Source organism: Micromonospora sp. NPDC007220, from assembly GCF_040634035.1.
GTDB classification, from domain to species: domain Bacteria; phylum Actinomycetota; class Actinomycetes; order Mycobacteriales; family Micromonosporaceae; genus Micromonospora; species Micromonospora reichwaldensis.
In genome coordinates this window covers 195,325-219,567 of the sequence record NZ_JBEYEU010000008.1, presented here as the reverse complement: position 1 = coordinate 219,567, position 24,243 = coordinate 195,325, and the positions used below count along the sequence as shown (strand labels likewise).

Below are 24,243 nucleotides of genomic sequence, written 5' to 3'. Positions count from 1 at the left end.
GAAATCGTACGCCGATCGTCGGTGCCGCTCGTTAGTCTGCCTGCGGACAGTGTCAGTACGTGACAGGTCGAGGCACGGCTCGCGCCGGCCACCACGGGGACCCAGGAGATTTAGTGACACAGCAATCCATCGCGACCTCGGACAAACTCGACGCCTCGGTGCTCAAGGTCGCCGGGGTCGTCGTCCTCGGCGCGATCATGTCGATCCTCGACGTGACGGTCGTCACCGTCGCCCTGCCGACCTTCCAGCGCGAGTTCAACGCGTCGTACGCCGAGGTCGCCTGGACCATGACGGCCTACACGCTCGCGCTGGCCACGGTGATCCCGCTCAGCGGCTGGGCCGCCGACCGGTTCGGCACCAAGCGGCTCTACATGATCGCCATCGCGCTGTTCACGATCGGGTCCGGGCTGTGCGCCAACGCCGACACGATCGGGCAGCTCATCGGCTACCGCGTGCTCCAGGGCCTCGGCGGCGGCATGCTCCTGCCGCTGGGCATGACGATCATGACCAGGGCGGCCGGGCCGCACCGGATCGGCCGGCTGATGGCCGTCCTGGGCATCCCGATGCTGCTCGGTCCCATCGGAGGCCCGATCCTCGGCGGCTGGCTGATCGACGTCGCGAGCTGGCACTGGATCTTCCTGATCAACCTGCCGATCGGCGCCCTGGCACTCGTCTACGCCGCACTGGCGCTGCCGAAGGACAACCCCGAGCCGTCCGAGTCGTTCGACTTCCTCGGCATGCTGATGCTCTCGCCGGGGCTCGCCCTCTTCCTCTACGGCGTCTCCTCGCTGCCCGAGACCGGCACGTTCGCCGACACCGGGGTGTGGGCGCCCATGGTGGTCGGCGGCGCGCTCCTCGTCGCCTTCGTCCTCTACTCCTTCAGGACCCGGCACCCCCTGCTCGACCTGCGGCTGTTCGCCAACCGCAACCTCACCGTCGCGGCGGTGACCATGTTCGTGTTCATCATCGCGTTCATGGGCGCCGGCCTGCTGTTCCCGAGCTACTTCCTGCAGATCCGCGGCGAGACGACGCTGGCCGCCGGCCTGCTGATGGCGCCGCAGGGCATCGGCGCGATGGTGACCATGCCGGTGGCCGGGATGCTGGCCGACCGGGTCCCCGTCGGCCGCACCGTGCCGTTCGCGCTGGCACTCATCGCCCTCGGGTTCTTCACCTTCACCCAGGTCGACCCGCAGACCTCGTACGTCCTGCTCTGCGGGTCGCTGTTCGTCATGGGCCTGGGCATGGGCGGCACCATGATGCCGATCATGACCTCGGCGCTGAAGACCCTCAAGGCGCACGACGTGGCCCGTGGCTCCACCCTGGTCAACATCCTCCAGCAGATCGGCGGGTCCGTGGGCGCCGCCATGATGTCGGTGATCCTCACCAGCGAGCTGAACGGCTCCCGGCCGATCCCCGGGGCGACCGACCCGAGCGGGGAGCCGTTGACGGAGGCCGGCCTCGCCATCGCCGTCCAGCAGCAGCCGGAGCTGGCCGAGCAGTTCCCGGTGGACCCCTCGCTCATCCAGCGTGGCCTCGACTTCGCCGCCAGTTCCTTCGCCACCACGTTCTGGGTCGCGTTCGCGCTGGTGCTGCTCACGTTCGTCCCGGTGGCGTTCCTGCCGCGCCGGCGCGAGCCGTCGCACCTGCTCGACGGCCAGCAGGAGGGGCAGCCGAAGGCTCCCGTCATCATCCACTGACGCGACGCTCCGGCCCCCGGGACGCCCCCGGGGGCCGGAGCGCCCGTCGGTCAGCGCTGCCGTGGCGCGGGGGCGGGCTCGTCGTGGGCGCCGTGGTAGCCGGCGGCCTGGAGGGCGAACAGTTCGGCGTACCGGCCGCCGGCGGCGACGAGTTCGGCGTGACTGCCGGCCTCGACCAGCGCGCCGTCGTGCAGGACGAAGATCCGGTCGGCGTGCCGGACGTTGGCCAGCCGGTGGGTGATGAGGATGGTGGTCGCCCGACCCTGCCGGTCCCGGATGGCCTGGAACAGGGCGTCCTCGGCGCGCGGGTCGAGGGCGGAGGACGGCTCGTCCATGACGAGCAGCTCGGCGTCGCGGAGGAAGCCGCGGGCCGCCGTGATGCGCTGCCACTGGCCGCCGGAGAGGTCCTGGCCCCTGGCGAACGTCCGGTCGAGCAGCGTCTCGTACCCGTCGGGGAGTTCCTGGATCATGTCGTGCGCGACGGCACGGGCGGCGGCGGCCTCGATCCGGTCCTGCCGTGCCTCGCTCTCGACGTCGCCGACGGCGATGTTCGTCGCGGCCGTGAACGGCCACTTGTGGTATTCCTGCGTGACCACCGCGATGCGGGCCCGCAACCGGTCGAGGTCCCACTCGGGCAGGGGTCGCCCGTTCCAGCAGATGACGCCCTCGGTGGGCGCGCGCAGGGTGGCGATCATCGCGGCGAGGGTGGTCTTGCCCGAGCCGTTCTCGCCCACGAACGCCACCGTCTGCCCCGCCGTGATCGTCAGCGTCACGCGGTCCACGGCGGGGACGTCCCGGTCGGGGTAGCGCAGGCTGACCTCCCGCACGGCCAGCTCACGCAGCGGGCCGGGATCCGTGCCCGCGGCGCCCGGCGCCGGGTCGTGCAGGTAGTCGGCGGCGCGGGTCATGAACCCGGTGTAGTCGCCGAAGTGCTGGCCCTCGGTGTAGACGCGGTCGACCTGGAAGGTGGTGACGGCCAGCGAACGCTGCGCGGCCTGCACCGCGACCACGCAGGTCGCCGCCGCCGCGAGCGGGATCTGACCGTCGACGAGCAGCAGCCCGAGCAGGAGGTAGACCACGGCGGTGGCGATTCCGCCGATCACCGCCCCGACCGTGGTGGTCGTGGTGACCCGGCGGGCGAGGGCCAGCTCGATGTCGGTCTCGACCTCCATCACCCGGTCGTACTGGTCCAGCAGGAAGCGGCGCAGCCCGTAGGAGCGCAGCTCCGGCGCCGAGTCCCGCTCGGCCATCAGCCGGTGCAGCAGCCACAGCCGCCGTCGCCGCACCGAGCCGGCCGTGTAGGTCCGGTAGCGCAGGTGCCCGGCCCGCAGCGACGCCCAGGCCTTGGGCAGCGTCGCGACCAGCAGCGCCAGCAGCAGCAGCGGGTGGATGACGACGACGGCGACTGCCACGGCGAGCAGGCCGGCCAGCCCGGCGAGCAGGTTCATCGACGACTCCACCAGGTCGACCGTCGACTCGGTGCCCCGGGAGGCGCGCTCCATGTCGTCGGCGAACGCGTCGGCGTCGAACGCCTCCAGCCGTACCGCCGTGGACATCTCGAACAGGCCGCGTTCCACCTCCCGGCTCACCCGCGGGGTGAGCCCGTTCTGCGCGTACCCGGTGGCGATGCCCATGCCGGCGCGCAGCGCGGTCGCCCCCGCCAGCACGGCGAGCGCGGGCGTCGCGGCGACCACCTTCTCCGTGGTCGGGCCCCCGGCGAACAGCTCGACGAGCACCCGCTGGGTGGCCAGCAGCCCGAAGGCGGCCATCGCCCCGCCGCCGACCGTGGCAGCGGCCACCACCGAGGTCCGGAGCCGGTCGGCCCGCCAGCTGGTCCGGACCGCCGTCCAGACCAGCCGGGGCAGTTCGGCGAAGACGGTGAACAGGCCGGCTTCGGACCGCGCCTGCATCCCGGTCTCCCAGTACATCGTCCGCAGCTCCGGCAGGACCGACTGCGCCCCTGCCGGAGCCGACTGTTCCGACGTGGTGCCCTGTTCGGTGCGGGTAGCGGCTCCGGTCACGGGCGTGTCTCCTCGCTGCGCGGTGACGTGGTCGTCGGTCGCGGGTCGGGTGGCGGTGGGGGAGCGAGCTATCCAACCCACAGTATTTGCACAGCTACCAATGGTCACTGTCGACGACGCGCTGGTCCAGACCCCACGGCAGGGAAGATGGAGCGGATCCGGACGGGTCAGCTCACCCGGAAGCCGTCCTCCAGGTAGCGGGTGACGCCGTCGTCGCGCGCGGCGAGTGCCTCCGCGACCCGTCGGGCGAGCAGCGGGACCAGCCGCCCGTCGGCCTCCCGCCGGTCACACCACGACCAACTCCGCAGTTCGGCGGGCGGCAACACGATCAGGGCGGCCTGCGACGGGGTCAGCCGGCCCCCGTCGTAGACGAACATGACCCCCTCGGTCCTGGGGTGCCGCGGGGGGACCCAGTCCACGACGAGCAGCCGCCCCGGCTCGATGGCGAGCCCGAGCTCCTCACGGCACTTGCGGGCCGCCGTCCGGTGCGGAGACTCGTCCGCCTCGACGCACCCGCCGGGAATCTCCCACGACGTCTTGTACGCCGGCTCGACGAGGAGGACCCGGCCGGCGGGATCGGTCACGAGCAGGCCGGCGCCCATGCGCTTGCGGGGCAGCCGGCCGTGAAGTCGGAACCCTCAGGCGGCATGACCGGACCCTAGGCGAAATCCGGTGCCGCGCGCGAGCGGCGGTACGGCACGCCGCCGCTCGCGCGGTGTGGCTCAGTGCCCGCTCACGCCGTCGGGGTGGGCAGGCGGGTCGGATCGTCCGCGGCCCGGGAGCGGCGGGCGGCGACGAAGCCGAAGGCGGTGGCGGTGAAGAACATCAGGATGCCGTAGATCGCCGGTGGCATACCGATGTCGGTGTTGTTGAGCAGGGCCGGGCTGAGTGCGATCGTGATGGCCAGGGTGGCGTTGTGGACGCCGATCTCGAACGACGACGCGACGGAATCCCGGTGCCCGACGCGCAGCAGGCGCGGCGCCGCGTACCCGATGGCCAGGCTGAGCAGGTTGAACAGCAGCGCGATGAGGCCGACCGCGCCGATGGTGGCGGCGAGTTCGTCCTTGACGCCGAGGACCGCGCCGACGATCACGACCATGAGGACCACGATGGAGAGGATCTTCACCGGTCGCTGCATGCGCTCGGCGAACGCGGGACGCCGCTGCCGGACGACCATGCCGATCGCGATCGGGATGAGCACCAGGGCGAACACCTGGAGCACCTTGTCGAACTGGAGGCCGAGCGAGCTGTCCGAGCCCATGAACGCGGCGACGGAGAGGTTGACGATCACCGGCAGCGTGAACAGGGCGAGTACCGAGTTGATGGCGGTCAGGGTGACGTTCAGCGCGACGTTGCCCTGGAACAGGTGGCTGAAGAGGCTGGCGGTGCTGCCGCCGGGGGAGGCGGCGAGCAGCATCATTCCGACGGCCAGCTCCGGGCGCAGGTCGGCGGCGAGCACCAGGCCCAGGCAGACGGCCGGCAGGACCAGCATCTGGCAGACCAGGGAGATGACCACGGCCCGGGGATAGGCGACGACGCGACGGAAGTCGGCGATGGTCAGGGTGAGGCCGAGGCCGAGCATGACGATGCCCAGCGCGATGGGGAAGAGCACGAGCGACAGACCGGTATTCACAGTGCTGGGCCTCCTGATCGCGGTACGCCAGGGATCACCGGAGCTTCACACCACGACGGGTGCGCCCGCATCTTGCAACGTGCGGAGACGACCGTCAATGGGCGTCGTCCACCGGCCGTGCCCCGGCGTCGGCCCCGGGCGACGGGGCCGACGCCACGACGCGGTCAGAAGGGCCACTGGTCGCGGGACCCCGCCTCGATGAGCGGAATCATCGCGAACGCGGCGTCGGAGAGGCCGCCGAACGTGTGCCGGTTGCCGGTCGCCGGCGCGTGCCCGACCCGGTATCCGGCCAGGTTCCAGGTGTACACCGGTATCCGCGCCGGCACGGCGGCCGTGACGTCTGCCGCGCCGTGCCAGTGCGCCTGCTCGTCGGTGAGGATGACCACCCGGTCGTGCCGGTCGTAGTGGTCGCGCACCGCCTTCTCGGTCTGGGTCCCGGCGCCGTAGAAGTAGCCACCCTCCTTGAACCGGCGCACCGCCGCCAGCACCGACTCACCGGCGACGGCCGGGAAAACCGTGCTGGCGTTGGAGAACGACACCACCGTGGCGTCCCGCGCGCGGGCGGCCAGCGCGAGGCCGAACACGGTGGCCGCGTCCCAGCAGCGCAGCGTGCCGTCCTTGCTGAACGCGCTGTTCATCGACCCCGACGTGTCGATCAGAACCAGGGTCCGCCCGTCCAGGGCGGGCACGTGCGCCAGCGCCTGCTGCAACGCCCGCTCCAACGGGTACGCCCACCGCAGGCTCGGTGCCGCGTTGTACGCCGACAGGTACCGCATCGGCAGCACGCGCGACCGGGCGACCTCGCCCGGGTCGGCCAGCCTCGCCGCCACGGCCTCGGCGACGGTGTCGCTGACGCCGGCCCGGTCGAAGTTGCGCAGGTTGCGCAGCAGCGCCAGGTAGCCCATGGTCGGGATGATCGCCTCCCACGCTGCGGCGTCCATCGCGGTCTGCCGCCAGCCCGCGAGGGCCTCCCAGGTCATGCCGGCCGCGCCCAGCACCGCCGGGTCGGTGATCTCCACGCGCCGCTCGACCGGCAACGCCATGAGCTCGGCCCGCGCCGCCAGCATCGTGAGGGACCCGGGCAGCGGGTTGTCGCGCTTGTGCCGGCGGTCCAAGGCGTGCCGGAAGAGGTCGCCCTGCCGCGCGTCCCTCGCTGTCGGGTGGGTCAGGTCGATGACGTCGCCGAACCGCACCGGGCTGCCGTCGGCGTCGTACTTGAGCAGGCTCCGCTCGTGGTACAGCCGCATCACCGCGTCGGCGATGCCCCGCTTGACCGGCTTGGGCATCGCCCGGCCGTGGCGACCCAGCCAGTACGCGAGGGCCTCGCCCGGCTCGTCGGCCCGCTGCAACGCGGAGTCCACCACCGCCCGGGAACCGGGGATGCCGGCGGCGACCTGCGCGCGGGCGCCCTCCAGGGCGGCCACGACGGATGCGGACCGCAGCATCGCGCCGGTACGCAGCCACCGCACGAAGCGCGCGAACCAGTCGGGGTCGGCGACGGCCACGGCGGCGACCAGCTCGCGGAACCGGGAGTCCCGGTCGGCGGCGCCCTCGTAGAAGGTGTCCTCGCCGACCATGTTCGACACGCCCAGCAGGAACAGCTCGGCCCGTGGCTCGCGGACGAAGCCGGTCGCGCCCTCGGCGGTGACGGGCAGCTTGGCGCGCCGCAGCTTGAGGTTGAACTTGGCCATCGCGTACCCCGTGTGGGTGGAGCGGAAGGCGCGACCGCACCGCACACCCGAGACCAGAAGTCGGCGACGGACCTGTCCGCCGCTCTGCCGCTTGAGCCAGCCGCCCGAAGGCGGCGGAGGACTCGAACCTCCAACCTGCGGATCCCTGAAGTAACCGTCACCTGCGCACCGGGCGTGCGGCGTGGTCGCGCCTCCCGAGATCGGAGCCGGCGACGGACGGCCTCTTCAACGGGGTGCGGGCACCCCTCCAAGATGTAACCGTCGCCTTCGCACCGGGAGGTGCGGGCAAGACCGTAGCGGTGGCGCCGCCTCGGGGGCAACGAGGTTTGCCGCCCGGTGACCGGGGCCGGAAATGACGGCCACGCCGCGTACCCGAGACCAGAAGGTCGACGGCGGAAGGGCTATCGCTCTGCCAGCTGAGCTACCAGCCCCGGAAGGCTGGAGGGGACTCGAACCCCCGACCCATAGATGAAGTATCCGCTGTCTACGCACCGGGTACGCGGCGCGCGCACCTCCCGAGATCGAAGCGGCAACGGAGACTGGCCCTCGCGGGCCAAGGTGACCTGGGCTGCTGGTCGACACCGCATTTCGGCGGCGGCGGGATTCGCACCCGCGTCTCCCCGTTGGAAGCGGAAGTAGCCGTTGCCTGCGCACCGGGAGGTGCCGGCCGAAGGTAGGCGACCGGTGCGGAAGTGGGCAAGCCAGTTCACTGCCGCAGCCCCAGCGTGTCCTCCTGGGTGGCCCCCGGCAACCGCCGGGCCAGCTCGCGGCGTAGCACACCCGGGCCTGGCGTCATACCGGTGAGCGGCACCACGATCTCGTACGGGCGGCTCTGCCCGTACCCGGCCCACTGCCATCGCCTCATCGGTGGTCGGGTCCGTTCCGGATCGGCCGGCTCGACGTGCAGCGACGGCGTCAGGCGCCCGCGGATCTCGGCGCGCTCGACGTTCGACCAGTCGATCGCCAGGGTCGTGTCGCCGGGGCCCGACATTTCCAGTCGCTGGTCGTCGAGCCGCACCGGCAGGCGTGTCCGCTGGCTGCCTCTCGGTGGGGTTGGTAGCGGCGAGAAGTGGAAGACCGCGAGGTACGGCAGCAGCACCCACAGCCCGTCCCACCACAGCCGACCCCGCGCCAGGCTGACGAGGACCCCGATCGCTGCGGCGGCGAGCAGCCCCAGGGTCGTCCTCCGGATCAGCCGGAGGGCCGACCGTCTGAACTCGACGGTGTGGGGTTCATCGGTGCGAGTCACTGTGGCCCCTTTGCCCGGCCCGACGGGGTGAAAAACAGCAGAAGGCCGCGACCGGTCGGTCCTATCCAGCGGGCGGGGCGGGTGCCGCCACGCTGCGGAGCAGCGGTCGCTGCGTACGTCGGCACGTAGCTTCGGTCGGTTGGATGTCCTACCGTCCTGATGGACTGTTCGGATGCGCATCGAAGAACTCGAGGGCATCGCGGCGGCACTGGGCAGCAGGGTGGTGACGACATCCGTGTTGGCGGGCGGCTTCTCTCACGAGACGTGTCTGCTCACGCTTGCTGACGGCCAGGTCGTTGCCCGGTTCGGAGGAACGGACCCGGCGATCGAGGCCGGGGTCATGGCCGCCGCCCGTCGGCATGTGCCAGTTCCGGACGTCCTGTTGGTCACGCCCGGTGAGGACGAGAGCGTGCGGCCGGCGATGGTCATCGAGTATGTGGACGGCGATGCTCTGAGCGGGGTGCTCGCCAAGGGTGATCTTGGTCAGGTGGAAGCGGGTGAGCTGGGGGCTGAGGTCGGAAGGGTCGTCGCGGAGGTCGCTGTGGTGGCGTTCGACCGACGAGGCTTCTTCGTCGACGCGGACCTCACCGTCAAGGAGGAAGACCCGTGGTCGCAGCAACTGGTTGAGGTCGCCGAGGCTTGTATGGCCGCGGTTCCCGAGGGCCGGCTCGACGGCGAGACGCGTCGCGCCTGGGCGGGGTTGTGCGCGGCTCACTCGTCGGCGCTGGAAGGCGTTGACGGTCACACCCGGCTGGTGCATGCCGACATCAACCCGAAGAACATCCTGGTCTCTCGCGTGGGCGGCGGTTGGCGGGTGGATGCGCTGCTCGACTGGGAGTTCAGCTACTCCGGTTGCCCGTATGGCGACGCCGCGAACATGGCCCGGTTCGGCGCCGACTATCCCGCCGGCTTCCTGCACGGCTTCCGCGCGGGATTCGCTGAGCAGCAGCCTGCGGACCTGCCCCTGGTCGAGGACTGGGCCTATGTGGGGCGGGTCCTGGACATGTTCGCGTTGAGTGACCTGGTGACTCGCCCCGTGGGGCACGCCGTTGCTGACCAGGCGGCCGAGCAGGTCCGGCGTTGGATTGGGCGTGGCGTGCCGGACAGGGTGTGACGTGTGCCTGGTCGTACACCAGGCGGTCGAACGGGGACAGCAGCGCGGTACGGCCGCTGAGGGGGCGCGAGCCGGCAGGGCCGGTCGAGGCGGTGTGCCCCGGCCGACCCTGCCGGCGTCCGCGTCGAGGGGATCAGACGCGGGACCACTTCTGGTTGGCGTCGCCCGTGCAGTCCCACAGTTGGAGCTTGCCCCCGTTGCTGGGGTTGCGGTCCCGTACGTCGACGCAGCGGTTGGCGCTGAGGTTGACCAGGTCACCGGCGGCGTTGAGCGTGAAGCGTTGCGCCGGGTTGCCGTTGCAGGTGACGAGGTTGACCTCGGTGCCGTTCGCCGTGCCGGCCCAGGCCGGGTCCATGCACTTGCCCATCGCCCGGATCGTGCCGTCGGAGGCGAACGTCCAGGCCTGTGCGGCGGTGCCGTTGCAGTCCCAGATCTGGAGCTTGGCCCCGTCGACCGGGTTGGCGCTCGGGATGTCGATGCACCGACCGCTCAGCGCGCCCCGGATGGCGTTGGTGCCGGTCGGCGGGTTGCCGCCCGAGGTGTAGCCCGAGACGCGTACGTAGTCCACGAGCATCTGCTGCGGGAACTGCGTGGAGGCGTCGGGGTAGCCCGGCCAGTTCCCGCCCACCGCCACGTTGAGGATCATGAAGAACGGGTGGTCGAACACCCAGCGGTTGCCGCCCAGCCGACCCGGATCGACCCGGTGGAACTCGACGCCGTCGAGGTACCAGATGATGGAGTTCGGTTCCCAGTCCACCCGGTAGGTGTGGAAGGTGTCGGCGAGTGGCTGGCCGATGGTGCGGCTGCCGGTGATGCCGCCGCCACCCGAGTAGCCCGGGCCGTGGATGGTGCCGTAGACGGTGTTCGGCTCCCGGCCGATGTTCTCCATGATGTCGATCTCGCCCGCGTTCGGCCAGCCCACGCCGCCCATGTCGTTGCCGAGCATCCAGAACGCCGGCCAGATGCCCTGACCGCGCGGGATCTTGATGCGGGCCTCGAAGCGGCCGTACGCCTGGGTGAACGTGGCCGCCGTCAGCAGCCGGGCAGAGGTGTACTCGCACCGGCCGTAGTGGCACTGGTAGTTGGCGGGGTTCTCGCGGCGGGCGGTGATGACCAGGTTGCCCTGGCCGTCGTGCACGGCGTTGCTCGTGCTGTTGGTGTAGTACTGCCGTTCGTTGTTGCCCCAGCCGCTGCCGCCGATGTCGAAGCGCCACTTGCTCTGGTCGACGGGCGTGCCGGCGGAGGCGTTGAACTCGTCCTGCCAGGTGATCCCCTCGATGGCGGCCTGCGCCGGTTCGGGGTGGACCGGCACGGAGAGGGCTGTCGTGGCGGCGATGATCGCGGTCGCGGCGAGGGCGAGCGCCCACGGCCGGCGGCGGGTACGGACTCTGAACATGTGGGACCTCCTTGGAGGATGCCGGCGCGATGTCTCGCGCGGACGATCGGCCGTTCGGCGTGGGCGCGACGGCGGACGGGTGCCGGTCAGCCGCGACGCCACTTCTGGTTGGCGGCGCCGAGGCAGTCCCACAGGTGCAGGCGGGCGCCGTCGGAGTTGTTCCACTCCTTGATGTCGACGCACTTGTTGGCCTGCGGGTTGACCAGGTCACCGGCGGCCGAGAGGACGAACTGCTGGGCCGGGTTGCCGCTGCAGTTGGCGATCTGGATGACCGCGCCGTTGGCGGTGGACCCCCACGCCACGTCCATGCACTTGTTGTTCTGGGTGCGCAGCGTGCCGCCGGTGAAGGTCCACGACTGCGCGCCGGTGCCGTTGCAGGTCCAGGTCTGCAGGGGCACGCCGTCGGAGAAGTTGGAGTTCGGCACGTCGATGCAGCGGTTGTTCCAGTTGCTGATCAGCCGGCTTCCGCCGCCGCCACCGGTGGTCACCAGGGACAGCCCGTAGACGCCGAGGATCTCGTTGACCGGCTGGAACCAGGTCGTGCCGCCCGTGGAGCAGTTGCCGGAACCGCCGGAGGTGACGCCCTGGGCCTGGTTGCCGGAGATCCAGGCCCCGCCGGAGTCGCCGCCCTCGGCGCAGGCGTTGCTGCGGGTCAGGCCCGACACCGCACCCTGCGGGTAGTTGACCGTCTCGTTGCGACCCAGGATGGTCCCGCAGCGCCAGCCGGTCGTACGCCCGGAGCGGCAGACCGAACTGCCGATCGCCGCGTCCTGCGAGCCGGCGACCGTCACGTTGCCTCCGGCGTAGTTGTTCACCCAGGGCTGCGGCGTCCAGGAGCCGTTGGTGCGTACCCACCCGTAGTCGTTGCCGGGGAACGACGACCCCGCGAACGTGCCCTGGGAGACGTTGTTGAAGCCGAGGGTCGGGCTGCCGACGCCCCCGCAGTGGCCTGCGGTGACGAAGCCGCCGACGACCGCGAAGCCGACCGAGCAGAGGGTGTTGCCGTTGATCACGTACTGGTCGCCGCCGCGGATGTCGTAGAGCGGGCGGGGCGCGTCGGTTGCGGTGACGACCCGGATCGCGTCCGCGGGCACGCCGCTGGCCTTGGCGTACGCGATGGCCTTGTCGGCGGCGCCCGGCCGGACCGTCACGACCACGCTGTTGCGGGCGACGTCGACGTGCCAGCCGTGGACGTCGCGCGGGTCGGCGGCGGCGGTGCGCCGGTCGAGGGCGCGCTTGACCGCGTCGAGGGTGCGCTCGCTGCGGGCGACGACCGTGACGTCGGCGCCCTCGGCGCGGACGTCCGTGGCGAGGGCCGCATCCGTGACGGCGACGGTGAGGCGCTGCCCGCCGGGCGGGATCCACGCGCCGGCGAACGTCGGGCCGAGCTTTGCCCGCAGGCGCCGTTCGACCACCGGCGCTGCGGCCTCGGTGCGCAGTCGTTCGTCGACCTGGGTGGGGGTGAGGCCGAGGTCGCGGCGCATCGCCTCGACCAGGGCGGGGCTGGGCCCGGCAGTGGCCGCCTCGGCGCGGTCCGGGGCGGCGGGGGACGTGTCGCTGGCGTGGCCCGCCGCCGGGGTCAGGCCGAGGAGCAGCAGGCCGGCGGCGGCGGGGACGAGCATGCGCAGTCTTCGAGACAAGAGGGTTCCTCCCGGTGCGGCGGGGGTGGCAGACGGATCAAGAGAGCGCTCTCTGAAAGAAGTCTGTCGATATCTCGACACATCTGTCAAGAAGGTTGCCAGTTGTGGCCCGCGCGTCGCCCTCGGCGACGGCCGGTGCGCGCCCGCGCCGGGCCCGGCGGTGGGCGGCGGGGGCGTCGAAGCGGCGACGGATCAGGCGGGGGAGAGCAGGCCGCGCGCCGCCTGGACCTGGTCGACGGCCCGGCGGAGCGCGGCCACGATCCGGTCCTCGCCGGCGGCGCCCAGCCGGGCCACCGGCACCGACAGGCTGATCGCGTCGGTGGCCGGCGCCGCCAGGGGTACGGCCGTCGCGAAGCAGACGATGCCCTCGGTATTCTCCTCGCGGTCCACCGCGTAGCCGTGCTCCCGGACGGCGGCCAGCTCGGCGCGCAGCGCGTCGGGGTCGGTGACGGTGTGCGGGGTGAGCGCGGGCAGCGGCCAGGTCAGCAGCCCGTCGAGCGCGTCGTCCGGGCGCTCGGCGAGCAGCGCCTTGCCCAGGGCGGTGGCGTGGGCCGGCAGTTGCCGGCCGATCGCGCTGTAGAGCCGCAGCGGGTGCACCGACTCGCGCTTGGCGAGGTAGACGATGTGCGCGCCGTCCAGGCGTCCCAGGTGGACGGTCTCGCCGAACTGCCGCGACAGGTCGTCGAGCACCCCGCCGAGCAGGCCCACGGTGTCGTCGCTGGTGAGGTACGCGGCACCGACCTGGAGCGCGCGTACCCCGAGCCCGAAGCGGGTGCCGGTCGGGTCGCTCTCGACCCAGCCGCGCTGGGCCATGGTGCGCAGGATGCCGTGCAGGCTGCTCTTCGGGATGTCCAGCGCGCGGGCCAGGTCGACCAGCGAGCGCCGCTGCGGCGAGGCGGCCAGCGCCTCCAGCACCTCCAGCGTCCGGGTGGAGGACTTCACGGGCTGGAACCCGCCGGGCAGCGTCATGGGCGCCACTCTAGCGGGGTTGACAGGCCGGGCGGCAGCGCTAGGGTCACATATGTGACTGGCGTACAGAATGATGAACAGAGACCTGCGGTCGTGGCGGCCGTCGGCGCGGCCCGGATCCTGCCGGTCGTCGTGCTCGACGCCGCCCGCGACGCCGCCCCGTTGGCCGAGGCGCTGGTGCGCGGCGGGCTGCCCTGCGCCGAGGTGACCTTCCGCACCGACGCGGCGGCCGAGTCGATCCGCGTCATGTCCGAGCGGGGCGACCTGCTCGTCGGCGCCGGCACCGTGCTGACCCCGGCCCAGGTCGACCGGGCCGTCGAGGCGGGCGCCCGGTTCGTCGTGACCCCCGGGTTCTCCCCGGCGGTCGTCCGGCGCTGCCAGGAGGCGGGCGTGCCCGTCTTCCCCGGCGTCGCCACCGGCACCGAGATCCAGATGGCCCTCGACGCCGGGCTCGACACGGTCAAGTTCTTCCCCGCCGAGCAGCTCGGCGGCGTCGCGATGATCAAGGCGCTCGCCGCGCCGTACCGCTCGGTGCGGTTCGTCCCGACCGGCGGGGTCAACACCGCCAACCTCGCCGACTACCTGGCCCTGCCCGCCGTCCTGGCCGTCGGCGGCACCTGGATGGTCGCCCCCGACCTGATCGCCGCCGGGCGTTGGGACGAGGTCGCCGCCCGCACCGCCGCGGCCGTCGAGGCCGCCCGATCGACCGTGGAGGCCTGAGCCGTGCTGTCCATCCGTCCGGCCGGCGAGTGCCGGTACGACCTGGTCTCCCTCGGCGAGATCATGCTGCGGCTCGACCCGGGCGAGGGCCGGGTCCGCACGGCCCGCACCTTCCGGGCCTGGGAGGGCGGCGGCGAGTACAACGTGGCACGCGGCCTGCGCCGCTGCTTCGGGCTGCGGACCGCCGTGGTCACCGCGTTCGCCGACAACGAGGTGGGCCGGCTGCTGGAGGACCTCGTGCTCCAGGGCGGGGTGGACACCTCACTGGTGACCTGGCTGCCCTACGACGGGGTCGGCCGCGCCGTGCGCAACGGGCTCAACTTCACCGAGCGCGGCTTCGGCGTCCGGGGCGCCGTCGGCACCTCCGACCGTGGCCACAGCGCCGCCAGCCAGCTCCGGCCCGACCAGGTGGACTGGGACCACCTGTTCGGCACGCTGGGGGTGCGGTGGCTGCACACCGGCGGCATCTACGCCGCCCTGTCCGAGACCACCCCGGAGACGATGGAGGCGGCGATGGCCGCCGCGGCCCGGCACGGCACCGTCGTGTCGTACGACCTGAACTACCGGCCCAGCCTCTGGAAGGCGGTCGGCGGGCAGGCCCGCGCGCAGGAGGTCAACCGCCGGCTGGCCCGGTACGTCGACGTGATGATCGGCAACGAGGAGGACTTCACCGCCTCGTTGGGCTTCGAGGTGCCCGACACGGACGCGTCGCTGTCGGAGCTGGAGGTGGCCAACTTCCAGCGGATGATCGAGGCGGCCACCAAGGAGTACGACAACTTCAAGGTCGTCGCCACCACCCTGCGTACGGTGCGCACCGCCACCGTCAACGACTGGGGCGCGATCGCCTGGGCCGACGGGCGGTTCGTCGAGGCGACCCACCGGCCCGGCCTGGAGATCATGGACCGCGTCGGCGGTGGCGACAGCTTCGCCTCCGGCCTCATCTACGGGCTGCTGGAGAAGGGTGACCTGGCCACGGCCGTCGAGTACGGTGCGGCGCACGGCGCGCTGGCGATGACCACGCCCGGCGACACCTCGATGGCCAGCCTCCGGGAGGTCGAGGCGCTCGTCCGGGGCGCCGGCGCGCGCGTGCAGCGCTGACCCGCCGACGGCCGACCGGCCCGGGAGCGGCGCGGCTCCCGGGCCCCGGCGGCGGTCCGCAGTGCACGACGCGGCCGGCCGGCGGCCAGCACCCACGGCGGGGCCGTCACCGGCTGCCCGTCCCGCTCACTCCCCGGTGAAGTGCGGTTCGCGCCGGTCGAGGAAGGCCCGGACCGCCTCGTCGTGGTCCCGGGTCTGGTGCGCCAGCGCCTGCATGGCGGCGGAGAGCTCCAGCACGCTGTCGAGGCTCTGGTGCTGGGCCTCGCGCAGCAGCTTCTTGGCCATCCGTACGGCGTGCGGAGGGTTCGCGGCCACCCGGTCGGCCAGCCGGCGCGCCTCGGTGAGCAGTTCCTCGTGCGGCACGACCCGGGAGACCAGCCCCCACTCCAGGGCGGTGGCGGCGTCGACCCGGTCCCCGGTCAGCGTCATCTCGGCGGCCCGGGCGGCACCGACGGCACGGGGCAGCAGCCAGGCGCCGCCGTCGCCGGGGATGATGCCGAGCTTGACGAAGCTCTCCGCGAAGAACGCCCGCTCCGAGGCGATCCGCAGGTCGCACATGAGCGCCAGGTCGCAGCCGGCGCCGACGGCCGCTCCGTTCACCGCCGCGATCAGCGGCACGTCGCACGCGTACATCGCCCGGGGGATCCGCTGGATGCCGCGACGGTAGCCGTCGCGCAGCTCGTGCGGGGCGCCGCCGAAGAGGCCGACCCGGTCCGCCATGTCCTTGACGTTGCCGCCGGCGGAGAAGGCGCTGCCGGCGCCGGTGAGGATGACCGCCCGGACCCCCCGGTCGGCGTTGACCGCGTCGACCCGGGCCACCAACGCGTCGATCACGTCGTCGCCGGAGATGGGGTTGCGGGCCTCCGGCAGGTTGATCGTCCAGGTCTCCACGGGACCGTCCCGCTCGACGAGAACCGGGTCGTCCACGCGTGTCTCCTCGGTGTGCCGCTGATCTGGTCTGCCCCGAAACCAACCACACGCCGGCCCGGCCGGCAAGGCGGGGTGCCCCGGACGGCTCTGCGCCACGGCGGGCGGACAGCCGCCGTCGGCGATGCGGGCGCCGGTCCTTCGACGTATTGAGATGCCCGTACCCGCAATGGCATGATCCTCGCTCCATACACGATCATGAGCGGGGCGGATCTCGACAGGTGCCAGCAACGGAGGAACCTTCCGCACGTCCGCTCCGTCTCGTCATCGCCGCGCACGCCGTGTCCACGTACGGCAGCTTCCTGAACATGGTGGCGCTGGGGCTGTTCACCCTGGAGATCACGGGCTCCGCCGTGTCCACCGGGATCTTCATGGCGGTCCGCCTGTGCGCCGGCGTCCTGATGGGGCTGGTCGCCGGCACGCTGGTCAGCCGGTACGCCCGGGCCAGGCTCATGATCGGCGGCGACCTGCTGTCGGCCGGTGCGCTGGTGCTGCTGGTCGCGATGCCGTCCGCCGCGCAGCCGACCATGCTGCACGCGCTGGCCGTGCTCCTCGGCGGGAGCCAGACGCTGTGGGTGGTCGCGCTGCGCAGCGGGTTGCCCGCGCTGGTCGGCCCGGACGACCTGGCCCGGGCCAACGCGAACCTGGTAGCGGCCCGCTCGGTGGCCATGCTGCTGGGCTTCGGCAGCGCGGGGATCCTCGTGACCCTGTTCGGCTACCACGCCGCGTTCCTGCTCGACGCCACCTCGTTCGTGGTGTCCGCACTGCTGCTCTCCGCGGTCCGCGCCTGGCGTGTGGTGGGCCGCCCCGCCGGGCCGCCCACCAAGGGCTCCCGCCGCGGGGCGGGGCTCCGGCGCCTCCTGCCCTCGGTCGCCCCCGTGATCCTGGCCATGATCGCGGTGCGGTCCGTCGACGCGTTCGGGTCCGCCTCCCACAACGTGGGCCTGCCGGTGTACGCGAACCTGGCCTGGCCCGACGCCCCCGCCGCGTTCGCCGCCCTGTTCACCACGCCCTGGGCGGTCGGCAGTCTCGTCGCCGGCCGGTGGTACGCCCGGCGGGCCGCCGGCACCTCCCGCCCGGGATCGCCGAGGGCCTTCGGCGTCGCCACCTGCGCGATGTCGCTGCTGTTCGTGCTCGCCTTCGCGGGGCCCCCGATCTGGCTGGTGGCCGTCCTGGCGCTGGCCGCCGGCATGGCGGACGGCTACGCCGAGATCAGCTACACCACCCGGTTGCAGACCGTCGAGCCCTCCCGTCTGCCGCAACTCATGGGCCTGGCCAGCACCGCGCAGAACGCGGGGTTCGGCATCGGCATGATCGTCAGTGCCTTCGCGCTCGACCGCCTGACGCCCCTGTCGGTGGTCGCGCTGGCGCACGGCCTGGCGCTCGCCGCCGCCGGTGCCTTCCTCATCTCCCACGCCCGCACGCCGGCGCACCGTCCGCACCGAACGCAAGAAGTCGAGGTAGCACCGTGAAGTCGACGTCCGCCGATCGCCCCGCTGCCGTCAGCCACGGCGGGGACCTGCCCGGCCCCGTCGACCATCCCCGGACCTTGGGCGAGGCGCTGCTGCGGGCGGCCCGGAACCACCCGGACGCGGGCATCCGGATCGTGGGTCCCGACGGGCGCGAGGAGTTCCTCGACCACGGGCGGCTGCTCGCCGGGGCGCGCGCGGCGCTGCCCGGTCTGCGGGCCCACGGCCTGGGGCGGGGGTCCCACGTCGTCCTGCGGATCACCTCGGGCGAGCAGTACTGGCCGACCTTCTTCGGCTGCGTCCTCGGCGGGATCGTGCCGCTCACCGTCGGCGCGCCCACCGGGTACGACGCGGACAACCCCACCGCCGCCGCCCTCGTGCACGCCTGGCGGGTGCTGGGGGAGCCCGTGGTGCTGGCCGGGCCGGAGGACCTGGACGTGCTGGCCCGGCTGCCGCTGCGGGACCGGGTGGTCGCGGTGCCGGAGCTGACCGCGACGACCGCTCCCGACGGCCCCGCCCCTTCCGTACCGGAGCCGGAGGCGACGGACACCGACCCCGGGTCGGTGGCGCTGCTGCAGCTCTCCTCGGGCAGCACCGGCCGGCCGAAGGTGATCCCGTTGACGCACCGAGGGCTCTCGGAATATGCCGTCGGGGCCCGGACGATGCTCGACATCGGCCCGCGGGACGTCCTGCTCAACTGGCTTCCCCTGGACCACGTCGCCGGCCTGCTGCTCTACCACCTCGGCGGCGTCTTCCTCGGCGCCACGTCCGTCCACGTCGCCACCGAGTGGGTGCTCGACGATCCGCTGCGGTGGTTGGAGCTGATGCGGCGGCACCGGGTCACGCACAGTTGGGCGCCGAACTTCGGCCTGCGGCTGGTGGCCGACGCGGTCGCCCGGGCCCCCGGTGAACCGTGGGACCTCGGCGGCGTACGCCGCATGGTCTGCGGCGGGGAGCAGTGCCTGCCGGAGACCTTCGAGGCGTTCGTCGCCGCCACCGGGGTGCCGGCGGAGGCGATGACGCCGGCCTGGGGCATGTCGGAGACCAGCACGGGAATCACCTTCGCCTCCTTCGCCGAGCCCGGCACCCGCCTCCGGATCCGTACGGCGAGCCTGGGCGGCGACCTGGAGTACGCCGAGGACGACGACCCGGCCGACGTCACCGAGTTCCTCTCCGTCGGGCCGCCCGCGCCCGGTGCCACCCTGCGGATCGTCGACGCCGCCGGCGCGGTGCTTCCCGAGGGCCGCATCGGCCGGCTCCAGGTCTCGTCGGCGCGGGTCACGCCCGGGTACCTCGCCGACCCGGAGGCGAACCGCCTGGCCTTCCCCGACGGCGACGGCTGGCTGGAGACCGGCGACCTCGCCTTCATGCGGGACGGTCGGATCGCCATCACCGGCCGGGCGAAGGACATGATCATCCTCAACGGGCACAACCTGCCCTGCCACGAGGTCGAGCAGGTGGCGGGGGAGGTGGCCGGGGTACGGCGGGGCCTGGTGGCCGCCGTCGGCGTACCGGAGCCCCGCACCGGCACCGAGTCGCTGGTGATCTTCTACGTGCCCGACGACGACGCACCCGCGACGGGGGTGGCCGAGGCGGTGCGGGCGGCGGTGGCCCGACGCTGGCAGGTCGTACCCGAGCGGGTGCTGTCGCTCCCCGCGGAGCAGTTCCCGCGTACCACCGGGGGGAAGATCCGGCGCGCGGAGCTGGTCCGGCGCTGCCTGGCCGACCGGTCGCCGCACCGGCCGCACGACAGGCGGCGGGCGACCACCGACCCCGCCGGGGCCACGGCGGCGCGCGCGGCCGGACCGGGCAGGGCGGAGGTACGCGCCCTGCTGACCGGTATCCTCGGCGACCTGACGGGTGGCCAGGTCGACCCGGCGCGTCCGTTCTACGAACTCGGCATCGGCTCGGTCGAGATCGTCCGTCTCCGGGCCCGCCTGGAGCGGGCACTGGAGCGCCCGGTTTCACAGCCGGTGCTCTTCGCCCACCCGACGGTCGACGCGCTCAGCGCGCACCTCGCCGCCCCGGCGGCCACGCCCACGGCGGAGCCCGTCGGCGGGCCGGTACGGGACCGGCGGATCGCGGTGATCGGCATGGCGGTCCGGTTCCCCGGAGCGCGCACGGTCGACGAGTACTGGGCGAACCTGACCGCCGGGGTGGAGAGCGTGCGTGCCTTCACACCGGACGAACTCGTCGCGGCGGGAATCCCACGCGACACCGTCGACGCCCCCGACCTCGTGGCGGCCAGCGGGGTCCTCGACGACGACGTCGCCGGCTTCGACGCGGGCTTCTTCTCGATCAGCGCCCGGGAGGCGGAGCTGCTCGACCCGCAGCACCGGCTGTTCCTGGAGACCTGTCACCACGCGTTGGAGGATGCCGGGCACCCGGGCGACACCCGGGGGCTGCGGACCGGCCTCTACGCCGGCAGCGGAATGAACCTCTATCCGCACCACACCTATCTCCGCCAGCTCGGCCACCGGACGGGGCCCGCCGATCCGGCCGACTCGATCGGCGTCGCCCTCGGCAACCAGCCGGACTTCCTGGCCACCCGGGTGGCGTACCGGCTGGGGCTGACCGGGCCGGCGATCAACGTGCAGAACGCCTGCTCGACCTCGCTCGTGGCGGTGCACCTGGCGGTGCGGGCGCTGCTCGACGGCGAGGTCGACCAGGCGGTCGCGGGCGCCGTGGCCGTGCACGTGCCGCAGGTGACGGGTCACCGGCACACCCCGGGATCGATCCTGTCGGCGAGCGGTCGGTGCCGGCCCTTCGACGCCGACGCGGACGGAACGGTCGGCGGCAACGGCGTCGCCGCCGTGGTGCTGAAGCCGCTCGACCGGGCCCTCGCCGACGGCGACACCGTGCACGCCGTGATCATCGGCTCGGCCGTGAACAACGACGGTGCCGGCAAGGTGGGCTTCACGGCACCCGGAGTGGCCGGGCAGGTCGACGTCGCCCGGCGGGCGCTGGCCGCCGCGCGCGTCCCGGCGGAGTCGATCGGGTACGTCGAGGCACACGGTACGGGCACGGCCCTGGGCGACCCGGTGGAGCACCACGCCCTCGCCGAGGTGTACGCGGGCGGTCGACCGTTCCTCGGCTCGGTCAAGGCGAACATCGGTCACCTGGACAGTTGCGCGGGCATGGCCGGCCTGATCAAGACGATCCTGACCGTGCGTTCCGGCCGGGTCGCCCCACAGATCAACTTCCGCCGGCCGAATCCGGCGATCGACCTCGCCGCCGGCCCCTTCACGGTGACCACCCGTGGCACGCGGTGGCCAGCGGACCTGCGGCCGCGCCGGGCGGCCGTCAGCGCGTTGGGGGTGGGCGGCACCAACGCCCACGTGATCGTCGAGGAGCCGCCCCCGGCGGACCGACGCCGGTCGGACGAGCCACCGGCCCACCCCGCGCCGGGACTGCTGCCCCTGTCGGCGGCCGACCCGTCGGCGCTGGTGGAGCTGGCCGCCCGCCACCGCGACCTGCTCCGCGAGGACCCCGGGCCGGCGTTGGCCGACGTGGTCACCAGCGCCGGGCGGCGCAGACGCCACCTCCGGCACCGCCTGGTCGCGCTCGGCACCTCCGCCGCCGAGCTGGCCGACGGCCTCCACCGGTACGTCGAGGCGGGCGTGGCGGGAAACGTGCTGACCGGCCGGGCGGAGCCGGAGAGCGTCACTCCGGTCGCGCTGGCCTTTCCCGGGCAGGGCGACCGTCGCTGCGTCGTCCTCGATCTCGCCGAGCGGTTCCCGGTCGCGCGGGACGTGTTGGCCGAGGGGGCCGACGCGTACCGCCGAGTGACCGGTGGCGACCTCGTCGCCCGGCTGCGGGAACACCCCGTCGGAACGGGTCGCCCGACGGACGTGGCGCAGCCGGCGCTGGTGGTCACCGCGGTGGCGTTCGCCGAGCTGTGGCGGTCGTGGGGGCTCACGCCGGACGTCGTCCTCGGGCACAGCGTCGGCGAGTACGCCGCACTGGTCGTGGCCGGTGCGCTGTCCCTGGGCGACGCGGTCGGGCTGGCCGCGCACCGGGGCGCCCTGATGCGCGACGCGCTGCCACCCGGCGCGATGTGCGCGGTCCTGGCCGACGAAGCGACGGTCGATGAGCTGCTGCGTGGGTCGACGGCGGAGATCGCCGCCCGCAACGGCGCGGAGCACCACGTGCTCGCGGGTTCCCCGGATGCCCTGGCGGCGGTCGTCCGGGAAGCCGAACGGCACGGCGTGGCGACCCGCCCGCTCCCGGTCGACCGGGCGTTCCACTCGACCGGCGTGGACGCGGTCCTCGACCGGCTCCGCCGGATGATCGGGGAGGTGCAGCTCGCACCGACCCGCCTGCCCCTGATCAGCAGCCTGGACGGCCGGGTACGCCCACCCGGCTGGCTGCCGGACGCCGACCACCTGTGCCGGCAGGCGCGCGAGCCGGTCGCCTGGAGCGCCGCCGTGGCCACCCTCGCCGAGCAGGGCGTGCGATCGGTCGTCGAGGCGGGCGCGGACGGGGCGCTGACCAGCATCGCCCGCGGCACGGGATCCGACCTGCGGTGGGTGCCGTCGCAACGTCGTGGCACCCCACCGGTCGACGGGCTGTGGCGCGCCGTCGCGGAGTTGCACGTGGCGGGGTTCCCGGTCGACTGGGCCGCGCTGACCGCCGACTGCGGTGGCCGAGCCGTGCCACTGCCGGCCTATCCGTTCCAGCGCCGGCGGTTCTGGGTCTCCGCGTCCGGGGCGGCCGACATCTCCGCCGCGACCGACACCTCTGCCGCGACCGACGTCCGGGTTGCGGCCGGCGGGTCTGCCGCGAGCGGCGCGGCCGGGTCGTCGGCGACCGCCGAGCCGGGGCCGTCCCGGCCGCCGGCCGGGCACGACGTCGGGGCCGAGCAGGTGCTCGCGCGCATCCGGGCCCTGACGGCCGAGCGGCTCGGACTGGACGTGGGAGAGGTCGACCCGGACGAGACCTTCCTCGACCTCGGTGCCGACTCGCTGCTCCTGATCACCATGGCCCGGGAGATCGACCACGCGTTCGGGGTACGGGTTCCCGTCCGGGACCTGTTCGCCGCCGTGGACACCCCCCGCCGGCTCGCCGAGGCGGTGACGCGCGGCGCCTCGGCCGGCGTGCTCCCTCCGGCGGCCCCGCCGGCCGGTCCGACGACCGCGTCGCCCTCCGTCCCTGTCGCGCCGGTTCCCGTGCCCGCCGGGCCGGTTCCCGTGCCCGCCGGGCCGGTTCCCGTGCCCGTCGCTTCGGCGGCACCGGCCGACCCGGGCGACGCCCCCCGGGACGTACCGGCCGACCTCGTCACGATCGTGCACCGCCAGCTGGACCTGATGCGCGACCAGCTCGCTCTTCTCGGCGCCGCCACCGGCGCCGGCGGCAACGGCGCCACCGCCACCGGCGCCAACGCCAGCACCAGTGGCGGCGCGGCCGTCGTCCCCGAGCCGTCGACGCGGCCGGCGCCGGCCGCGTCGGTGGCCGGCACGCAGGACACCGTCGACTTCAGCCTGTACTTCTTCGGCGACTACCCCGACTCGGCCCGGGACGACGCCTACGGAACCATCATCGAGGCCGCCGAGTTCGCCGACACCCACGACTTCCACGCGGTGTGGCTGCCCGAACGGCACTTCCACTCCTTCGGCGGGCTCTTTCCCAACCCGTCGGTGCTCGCCGCGGCCCTCGCGACGCGGACCCGCCGGCTGCGCCTCAACGCCGGCTCGGTGGTGCTGCCCCTGCACCATCCCGTCCGGGTCGCCGAGGAATGGTCCATGGTGGACAACCTCTCCGGGGGGCGGGTCGGGCTGGGGTGCGCGCCCGGATGGCACGCCAACGACTTCGTCTTCTACCCGGACAACTACCGTCGCCACAAGCAGGTGATGTACGACAATCTCGACACCGTACGGCGGCTCTGGCGCGGCGAGGCGATCACCGCGCGGTCGGGCAGCGGCGAAGACGTCGACATCCGACTGTTCCCCCGCCCGGTGCAGGCGGAACCGCCGACCTTCACGGCGATCGTCGGCAACCCGGACAGCTACCGGGAAGCGGCCCGCCGCGGCCTCGGCGTGGTCACCAACCTGATGACCCAGGACGTCGCGCGGCTGGCCGAGAACGTCGCGCTGTACCGGCGTACCCGGGCCGAACACGGTCTCGATCCCGCTGCGGGGCGGGTCGTGGTGCTGCTGCACACCTTCCTCGGCGACGACGCCGAGCAGGCGCGGGCCATGGCGTTCGAGCCGTTCTGTGCCTACCTGCGCTCCTCGTTCAGCCTGCTCGGCCAGGTGGTCAACAGCCTGGGCATGAACGTCGACCTCGCCGACACCCCCGACGAGGACGTCCGGTTCGTGTTGTCCCGTGCCTACCAGCGGTACTGCGAGCAGCGAGCCCTGATCGGCTCGCCGGAGAGTTGCCGGCCGGTGCTCGACGCGGTGCTCGACGCCGGCGCCGACGAGATCGCCTGCTTCGTCGACTTCGGCCTGCCGGCGGGGGCCGTGCGGGACGGCCTGCCGGCCATCGACGCCCTGCGGCGGGCCACGCCCCGTCGACCGGCCCGGGCTGTGGCCCCGGCCCCGGCTGTGGCCCCGGCCCCGGCTGTGGCCCCGGCCCCGGCTGTGGCCCCGGCCCCGGCTGTGGCCCCGGCCCCGGCTGT

At 73.2% G+C, this 24,243-nt stretch carries 15 protein-coding genes; 6 read left to right on the top strand and 9 right to left on the bottom strand.

The features are described from left to right. Positions 1–113 precede the first annotated feature (113 nt). Positions 114–1,697 carry a DHA2 family efflux MFS transporter permease subunit gene (locus tag ABZ573_RS17935; RefSeq protein WP_151453071.1) on the top strand — a complete coding sequence of 528 codons (1,584 nt, stop codon included), beginning with the start codon at positions 114–116 and terminating at the stop codon, positions 1,695–1,697. A gap of 50 nt (positions 1,698–1,747) precedes the next feature. Here the strand turns inward: ABZ573_RS17935 and ABZ573_RS17930 are convergent, their stop codons facing one another. From ABZ573_RS17930 to ABZ573_RS17910, 5 genes are all read right to left on the bottom strand, one after another. After that, complete coding sequence (locus ABZ573_RS17930; protein ID WP_358119173.1) at positions 1,748–3,625, bottom strand: ATP-binding cassette domain-containing protein; 1,878 nt, start codon at positions 3,623–3,625, stop codon at positions 1,748–1,750. 260 nt (positions 3,626–3,885) lie between these two features. Continuing rightward, on the bottom strand, positions 3,886–4,302 hold the full coding sequence (locus ABZ573_RS17925) for an NUDIX hydrolase (protein WP_358119140.1): 417 nt from the start codon (positions 4,300–4,302) through the stop codon (positions 3,886–3,888). Positions 4,303–4,451: 149 nt separating this feature from the next. Beyond that, complete coding sequence (locus ABZ573_RS17920; RefSeq protein ID WP_151453072.1) at positions 4,452–5,351, bottom strand: bile acid:sodium symporter family protein; 900 nt, start codon at positions 5,349–5,351, stop codon at positions 4,452–4,454. A 164-nt stretch (positions 5,352–5,515) separates the two neighbouring features. After that, the gene (locus ABZ573_RS17915; RefSeq protein ID WP_358119137.1) at positions 5,516–7,042 is read right to left on the bottom strand and encodes a TROVE domain-containing protein; all 1,527 of its coding nucleotides are present in this window, start codon (positions 7,040–7,042) and stop codon (positions 5,516–5,518) included. Positions 7,043–7,748: 706 nt separating this feature from the next. Next, positions 7,749–8,291, bottom strand: coding sequence for a hypothetical protein (locus tag ABZ573_RS17910; RefSeq protein WP_358119135.1), 543 nt, complete (start codon positions 8,289–8,291; stop codon positions 7,749–7,751). A 172-nt stretch (positions 8,292–8,463) separates the two neighbouring features. Between ABZ573_RS17910 and ABZ573_RS17905 the strand changes: the two genes are divergently transcribed. Then, positions 8,464–9,405 carry a phosphotransferase gene (locus tag ABZ573_RS17905; RefSeq protein WP_358119133.1) on the top strand — a complete coding sequence of 314 codons (942 nt, stop codon included), beginning with the start codon at positions 8,464–8,466 and terminating at the stop codon, positions 9,403–9,405. 133 nt (positions 9,406–9,538) lie between these two features. Here ABZ573_RS17905 and ABZ573_RS17900 read toward each other — a convergent pair whose 3' ends face one another. The 3 genes from ABZ573_RS17900 to ABZ573_RS17890 all read right to left on the bottom strand — a co-directional run bounded on the left by ABZ573_RS17900 (position 9,539) and on the right by ABZ573_RS17890 (position 13,410). Beyond that, on the bottom strand, positions 9,539–10,801 hold the full coding sequence (locus ABZ573_RS17900; RefSeq protein ID WP_358119131.1) for a family 16 glycosylhydrolase: 1,263 nt from the start codon (positions 10,799–10,801) through the stop codon (positions 9,539–9,541). Between the two features lie 86 nt (positions 10,802–10,887). Next, positions 10,888–12,441, bottom strand: coding sequence for a ricin-type beta-trefoil lectin domain protein (locus ABZ573_RS17895; RefSeq protein ID WP_358119129.1), 1,554 nt, complete (start codon positions 12,439–12,441; stop codon positions 10,888–10,890). A gap of 192 nt (positions 12,442–12,633) precedes the next feature. Continuing rightward, entirely contained in the window at positions 12,634–13,410 is a 777-nt protein-coding gene (locus ABZ573_RS17890) for an IclR family transcriptional regulator (protein WP_225852366.1), read from the bottom strand. 54 nt (positions 13,411–13,464) lie between these two features. Here ABZ573_RS17890 and eda point away from each other — a divergent pair, with 54 nt between their 5' ends. After that, the gene (eda, locus tag ABZ573_RS17885) at positions 13,465–14,130 is read left to right on the top strand and encodes a bifunctional 4-hydroxy-2-oxoglutarate aldolase/2-dehydro-3-deoxy-phosphogluconate aldolase (protein WP_358119127.1); all 666 of its coding nucleotides are present in this window, start codon (positions 13,465–13,467) and stop codon (positions 14,128–14,130) included. Between the two features lie 3 nt (positions 14,131–14,133). Further along, on the top strand, positions 14,134–15,228 hold the full coding sequence (locus ABZ573_RS17880; protein ID WP_151456148.1) for a sugar kinase: 1,095 nt from the start codon (positions 14,134–14,136) through the stop codon (positions 15,226–15,228). A gap of 126 nt (positions 15,229–15,354) precedes the next feature. Here the strand turns inward: ABZ573_RS17880 and ABZ573_RS17875 are convergent, their stop codons facing one another. Then, entirely contained in the window at positions 15,355–16,155 is an 801-nt protein-coding gene (locus ABZ573_RS17875; RefSeq protein ID WP_358119124.1) for a crotonase/enoyl-CoA hydratase family protein, read from the bottom strand. A 221-nt stretch (positions 16,156–16,376) separates the two neighbouring features. Between ABZ573_RS17875 and ABZ573_RS17870 the strand changes: the two genes are divergently transcribed. After that, the gene (locus tag ABZ573_RS17870; RefSeq protein WP_358119122.1) at positions 16,377–17,627 is read left to right on the top strand and encodes an MFS transporter; all 1,251 of its coding nucleotides are present in this window, start codon (positions 16,377–16,379) and stop codon (positions 17,625–17,627) included. Further along, positions 17,624–24,243 (top strand): MupA/Atu3671 family FMN-dependent luciferase-like monooxygenase (locus tag ABZ573_RS17865; RefSeq protein WP_358119120.1); only part of this gene is annotated, 6,620 nt, incomplete at its 3' end. The genes ABZ573_RS17870 and ABZ573_RS17865, both read left to right, overlap by 4 nt.